Origin of the sequence: Pontibacillus yanchengensis Y32 (genome assembly GCF_000770635.1) — a bacterium.
Classification (GTDB): domain Bacteria; phylum Bacillota; class Bacilli; order Bacillales; family BH030062; genus Pontibacillus; species Pontibacillus yanchengensis.
The window spans coordinates 1-6,212 of record NZ_AVBF01000112.1 but is presented as its reverse complement, the minus strand read 5'-3'; the positions used below and the strand labels follow the sequence as shown (position 1 = coordinate 6,212).

Here is a 6,212-nt window from a genome sequence, read left to right as displayed (position 1 = left end):
CCCTTAACCAACTAATCATCTCGAATCCAAGTCTTCCAGATTATGCTTCATATCTTGAATCAAACTATTTAGATTAGTTGATTCCGACATCAACACCAAACTTTAACAGAGCCATGTAAAAAGACCTTCACATATCGTGAAGGTCTTTTTGAAAGTTATTCTGATTCGCCACTAAGGATAATTTCTTCTAGATCATCAACCATTTTATTTGCAGCTAAGTAACCACCAGCTGTGTTCCAAATTGCGTCACTTACTTCGTGAACGTTTCCTTCTTTCACAACTTCTAAGTTTTGGAATAGTGGATCATTTGTCCATTCTTCTTTTAGCTCTGTAGCTGCACCATCACCTGTTTCATAAGTGAAGTGGAATAGAATGTCCCCGTCCATAGCTGGGATGCGTTCTTTAGTTACTTTTTCCATGAAAGCATCTTTGTCTTGTGGTTCAGGACGATTAAAGCCGATTTGTTCTAAGATTACACCTGAGAAGGAATCTTTTTGATAAATACGAGCATGGTCAGGTAGGAAACGGACAACAGATACGTTTTGATCTAGCTTGTCGCCGGCTTCGCTTGCAAATTCCTCTAAACGTTTATCGTATTCTTTAATTAGTTCTTGACCTTTTTCTTCCATGTTCAGTGCTTTTGCGTATGTCTTGAAGTTATCTTTCCATTGTCCTTTTAATGTTTCAGAGAAAATAGTTGGAGCAATTTCATTTAATTGATCGTAAATTTTCTCTTGGCGTAGTTTATTACCGATAATAAGGTCTGGTTGAAGAGAAACAATTTTCTCGATATTCACTTCAGATTCTGTACCTACTACTTCAACACCTTCCATCTTGTCAGAGATATGATCATACCAAGGATCTCCTGTCCAAGATTTAACTGCTCCGACTGGTGTTACACCAAGTGCTAGAAGAGCTTCTGTTCCTTCGTTAGTAAGAATAACTACTTTTTCTGGCTTTTCTTCAACAGTTGTTTCACCCATTGCGTGTTTTACTGTATATGGTTCAAAGCTACCTGAAGCACTTTCTTCTTCAGAGCTTTCACCTTCATTTTCATTTGATGTTGACTCTTGGTTTTCTTCATTACTTGAAGATCCTTCATCAGATGAGGAACCTTCTGAGTCTGAAGAGCCACATGCTCCAAGAATGGCCATAGCCATCACAAGCATAAGAGTAAGTATAAATTTCTTTGAACTAATATGTTTCATGATTTTCCCCCTAATTGAATATGATTCTCATTACCATTACAAATAATAGAATACCCTGATTAAAATGAAACGTCAAGAAGTAATTGAGAAGTTTTTTCAATTATAGATGAAAATGATTCTCAAAATCGTTGACATGGGCTTTATAGAGTCCTAGACTTAAAGGAGAAACATTTAATAGGGAAGTTAGTAGGTTAGGAGTACGTCAAAAATGTTGTTCCAATCACATATGTCAAAAGGATTTGGCTTAGTGTTTAGCTTTATTCTCATGCTCGTTTGTATGGGGCTAAGCGTCGTACTAGGTTATACAGATACTACCATTGGAGATGCCATAACAGCATTTACAACCAATAATACACAAGAGAACGCATATATTGTAATAAGAAATCATCGTTTACCTAGAGCCTTAATCGCTACCTGCGTTGGTGCATCACTAGGTGTAGCAGGTGTACTCATGCAGGCTTTGACAAGAAATCCACTAGCATCACCAGGAATTTTTGGGGTTAACGCTGGTGCATCTTTTTTTGTGGTGCTAGCCGTTTCATTTTCTCAAACATTACCACTTGGTATGTTGTCGTGGGTATCCTTTATTGGAGCAGCATTTGCGGCAGGACTTGTTTATTTTATAGGCGCGCTTGGAAAAGAAGGCTTAACCCCAGTTAGACTTACGTTAGCCGGAGCCGCTATTGCTGGTTTGTTTTCATCTTTTACTCAAGGCATTCTTGTTTTAAATGAAAAAGCATTAGACGAGGTTTTATTTTGGCTGGCTGGGTCTGTGCAAGGCAGAAGCATGGACGATTTAGTCGACATTTTCCCATATATATTGGTGGCATGGATCTTGGCTTTCTTTATTAGTCGACACATCAATATATTAACAATGGGAGAGGATGTAGCCACTGGCTTAGGTCAGAAAACAGCCTGGATTAAAGCGTTAGCCGGCATTATTATCGTATTGTTAGCTGGAGGCTCCGTAGCCATAGCTGGTCCAATAGGCTTTATTGGAATCGTCGTACCTCATTTTGCCAGAAGTCTCGTTGGCTATGATCAACGATGGTTGATTCCATATTGCGGAGTGTTAGGTGCGGTATTGTTAACAGCTGCAGATATTTCCGCGCGATATGTTATCATGCCTGAGGAAGTACCAGTTGGAATTATGACAGCTATCATTGGTACTCCATTCTTTATTTATATAGCACGAAAGGGGCTTAAATCTACATGAGCAAATACATCCCCTTTCGAACAAAAAGAGACCGTATTTCATTCTTTTTCGATAAAAAATCGATTAAATATACTAGTATTCTCATTATTGTAACGTTGCTTTTATGCTTGGCATCAACATCATTAGGTCAAGTTCTTATCTCTCCACTAGAAGTTATTCAAATTCTGTTAGGTAGTGGAGAAGGTGGAAATGCATACATTGTTGAAATTTTACGCTTGCCTCGTATTCTTATTGCCTTATTTGTAGGAATTGGCCTAGCTGTAAGTGGAGCCATTTTGCAGGGAATGATACGTAACCCTTTGGCTTCTCCAGATATTATAGGGATTACAAGTGGAGGATCGGTGGCCGTTGTAACCTTCCTAACCATTTTCAGTAATGAAAATGATGCATTAACGGTAAGTATTCACTGGCAACCAGTTGCTGCCTTTATTGGGGCAATGGTCATTGGATTAATCGTCTATGTCTTATCACTGAAAAGTGGTACTACACCAATCAGACTTGTACTGATTGGTATTGGGCTTGCGACATTAATGGATGCTTTAACGAACTTATTCATGATTTTAGGACCTATTTATCGTGCTGCAGACGCCAATCTTTGGTTAACAGGCAGTGTCTATGGCACGAACTGGGATCAGGTGAAAGTCATAATTCCTGCCATCGTAGGCTTAATTATACTAGCGTTATTGATTGCTAGACGTATTAATGTGCAAGAGTTAGGTGATGAATTAGCTTCAGGAGTTGGATCTCATATACAACGAGATCGTCTATTGTTTATTGTTGTTAGTACAGCACTTGCTGGAGTATCCGTATCCGTTGCAGGTGGTATCGGTTTTGTAGGTTTAATGGCACCTCATATTGCCAGAAGATTAGTAGGAGCGTCATATGGTGCATTGATTCCCATTTCAGCTTTAATTGGTGGAATTCTAGTTGTAGGTGCAGACTTAATTGGTCGAACGCTATTTCTACCTATAGAAGTTCCAGCTGGGGTCTTCACTGCAACGATTGGTGCACCTTACTTTATTTACTTATTGTTTAAAAAATAAGCGCTCCTAAAGGAGAGATTGACATGTCTTCATTACAAACGAAAGATTTAACATTAGCGTACGGTGAAAATACGATCATTAATTCATTGGATATTGATATACCAGAAGGGGAAGTGACTGTTTTAGTAGGAGGTAATGGGTGCGGCAAATCCACCTTACTTCGCTCAATGGCCAGATTGTTAAAACCTCAAGAGGGTGGCGTGATTCTTGACGGGGAAGCAATTGCCAAACTTTCCACAAAAGATGTGGCACAAAAAATGGCTATTCTACCTCAGAGTCCTGTAACTCCTGAGGGTTTGACCGTATTACAATTAGTCAAACAAGGAAGGTACCCGTATCAAAGCTGGTTCAAACAGTGGTCAAAAGAAGATGAAGAAGCTGTAGAAAGTGCATTAGAAGCGACCAATATGCAGGAATTCAAAGAACGTTCTGTTGACTCTTTATCTGGTGGTCAACGTCAGCGTGCTTGGATTGCAATGACGTTAGCTCAAGATACAGATATTATCTTACTAGATGAGCCTACAACGTACCTGGATATGACGTATCAAATTGAAATCCTAGATCTACTATTTGAATTAAATGAACGAGATGGACGTACTGTTGTGATGGTGCTTCACGATTTAAATCTTGCTGCGCGCTATGCTCATCACATTGTGGCTCTAAAAGATCAATCCATTTACGCACAAGGACGTCCAGAGCATGTGGTGACGTGTCAATTTGTACGTGATGTATTCCAAATGAATTGTAACGTTACTAGTGATCCTATCTTTGGTACACCAATGTGTATTCCGCACGGAAGAGGTCGTTGTATCCTTCAGCAAAGCGGGTGAGGCGATTGACAGAGGCTTTAACACAAGACGAAATTCAACGTTTGGATGATCATTTTCGCTACTATAACCCACAAGCATATAGTCATTGGACGCAGTATGAAGTCATCCCATTTTCGAAATTAGAAACGAAGGAAGACATGAAAGAAGTATTAGATCACCTTCATACCTTTTTACAATCTGAAGATTATGTAGCTACAGCCTCCATCTTTACGAAGCGCTTTGCCTATTATATTGTTACCGGTATTCTCGTTCCTATGTCTGCTTTTGATAAAGCACCAGTGCTTGATAAGGATAGGCTGAAACTAATTCGAGTGGATGAGGATAAGAATTGGTTCCCAAAGTTGGAGGGGAATCATGAACATGTAACCTCACCTGGGAATGGCTCCAGAGAGGAATGGGTTCATGATATAGCTGAAGAAACATTTGCTAATGTTGTGAGACCTATATTTGTGAATGTTCAGCAAGTGTCAAAATTACCAATGAAGACAATGTGGGAAAATCTTGCAATTTATATCTTTTGGTTTTATGAATTGTTTTATCCGGAGTTCACCACCGAAAATCATCATCGTATTCAACAGGATTTTCACTATCTAGTTCAATCACTAGAAGGTGACGCGTTTGGAGAAAAACGAAATCCGTTAACTTATTTCCAACGTCAAGATTGTCTTAAAAATGGAACTAGAATGCGAAAATTCTGTTGCATGACTTATAAATTAAACGAGCAAAGCAATTATTGCAGAACTTGTCCCAATTCTCCTTAAGGAGGATTGGGATTTTTTAATCCTTTGGAAATGTTTGGATAAATGTGTCTGACTTCAGCATCTCTCTTCAAGCTAGTTCACGCTATTAAATATTCGATGATCTTGTATATAACTATATCGAAGTAATCAGAGTCATTTTTAAAAGAAGATAAGCATGCTAGAAAGAGCGCTTTTATTGGGTGTAAGCGCTCTATTGAGTAGCACCTTTTTACGCCTTGTATTGTATAGTTGACCTGTTGTTTTTCTCTTGTTTTGAAGAAGGTAAGGAAATGACTTTTTGGTCTCGATTTTCTAAATCATTCAACACGAACGTGGATACAACAGTTTGTAATTCTTCTTTACTGCACTCACTTAAAATGTGTAGTAGATCATTCTTGTCTAATTGTTCAATAACGGAATTAGTAAAGATAGGTAAGTAATCTTTTTCACTAAAGTGTTTGTTATATAACTCGTATAAATTATCAGCAAACTTCATCTCACTCGTCCCTTCTGCAATAAAAGCTTCTCTTTGTTCATTACATTATGCAGTTATTTTTGAAAGTTGTTCATAATTACGAAAAAGAGTGAAAAAGTAAAAGAAGGAGGATGATGTTATGAGTGATAAAAAACCTTTTTATGTTAATTTAGGAAGTCGTGAAATTTCACAACTTCGCGATGGTAACAACGACGTATTTAAGATAGAAGCTACGGAAGAGGACATGTTCCGCTTACGTCAAGTATTAAATGAAGTATTTGATTCAGATGAGCGATCATTTTGGAGGGCTCATGTTCCATATCGTCATTACTCTCAAGATATGGATAATGATGAATATGACTCCAATATGAGAAAGGCCTATCAGATGATTTATGAATTTGGTGACGAAGAAACTAGAAAATTCATCAAAGGTATTGGCATGACAAATGACGAACAAGAAGGTACTGTGTATGGAGAAGAGGACCCTTTAGCTTAGCTAAAGGGTTTTTGTTTTGAACCAAAGTCATAAGTTGATTTTTATTGTTGTTTTCTTAATTTCAAACTTTAATTAGCATTAGGAATATAGAAATATTCAATAATCGAGGCATAATCTTGAAGACTTGGATTCAAGATAATTGGAGTGGTCCGATGCGTAAGAAGAGTAGGGTTGGGGAGGAAACAACTCGCTTTCCTGCGGGCG

The 6,212-nt window shown here is 38.2% G+C and carries 7 protein-coding genes; 5 read left to right on the top strand and 2 right to left on the bottom strand.

Annotated features, from left to right (window positions below; translation table 11 throughout):
• Nucleotides 1–155 precede the first annotated feature (155 nt).
• A complete protein-coding gene (locus N782_RS20155; RefSeq protein WP_036824746.1) occupies nucleotides 156–1,208 on the bottom strand; it encodes an ABC transporter substrate-binding protein in 1,053 nt (350 codons plus the stop codon).
• Nucleotides 1,209–1,416: 208 nt separating this feature from the next.
• Here N782_RS20155 and N782_RS20150 point away from each other — a divergent pair, with 208 nt between their 5' ends.
• The 4 genes from N782_RS20150 to N782_RS20135 are packed head-to-tail and all read left to right on the top strand — an operon-like array spanning nucleotide 1,417 to nucleotide 5,058.
• On the top strand, nucleotides 1,417–2,424 hold the full coding sequence (locus N782_RS20150; RefSeq protein WP_036824743.1) for a FecCD family ABC transporter permease: 1,008 nt from the start codon (nucleotides 1,417–1,419) through the stop codon (nucleotides 2,422–2,424).
• Nucleotides 2,421–3,467 (top strand): FecCD family ABC transporter permease, encoded by a 1,047-nt coding sequence (locus tag N782_RS20145; protein WP_036824740.1) that lies wholly within the window; start codon nucleotides 2,421–2,423, stop codon nucleotides 3,465–3,467. The genes N782_RS20150 and N782_RS20145 overlap by 4 nt, the downstream gene beginning before the upstream one ends.
• A 23-nt stretch (nucleotides 3,468–3,490) precedes the next feature.
• Nucleotides 3,491–4,297, top strand: coding sequence for an ABC transporter ATP-binding protein (locus N782_RS20140; protein WP_036824738.1), 807 nt, complete (start codon nucleotides 3,491–3,493; stop codon nucleotides 4,295–4,297).
• Between the two features lie 5 nt (nucleotides 4,298–4,302).
• Complete coding sequence (locus tag N782_RS20135; protein ID WP_036824735.1) at nucleotides 4,303–5,058, top strand: IucA/IucC family C-terminal-domain containing protein; 756 nt, start codon at nucleotides 4,303–4,305, stop codon at nucleotides 5,056–5,058.
• Between the two features lie 208 nt (nucleotides 5,059–5,266).
• On the opposite strand, the gene N782_RS20130 is transcribed toward N782_RS20135, so the two are convergent.
• A complete protein-coding gene (locus N782_RS20130) occupies nucleotides 5,267–5,533 on the bottom strand; it encodes a DUF6154 family protein (RefSeq protein ID WP_036824732.1) in 267 nt (88 codons plus the stop codon).
• Between the two features lie 118 nt (nucleotides 5,534–5,651).
• On the opposite strand from N782_RS20130, the gene N782_RS20125 reads away from it, so the two are divergent.
• A complete protein-coding gene (locus N782_RS20125; RefSeq protein ID WP_052111473.1) occupies nucleotides 5,652–6,008 on the top strand; it encodes a hypothetical protein in 357 nt (118 codons plus the stop codon).
• The last annotated feature ends 204 nt before the right edge of the window (nucleotides 6,009–6,212 follow it).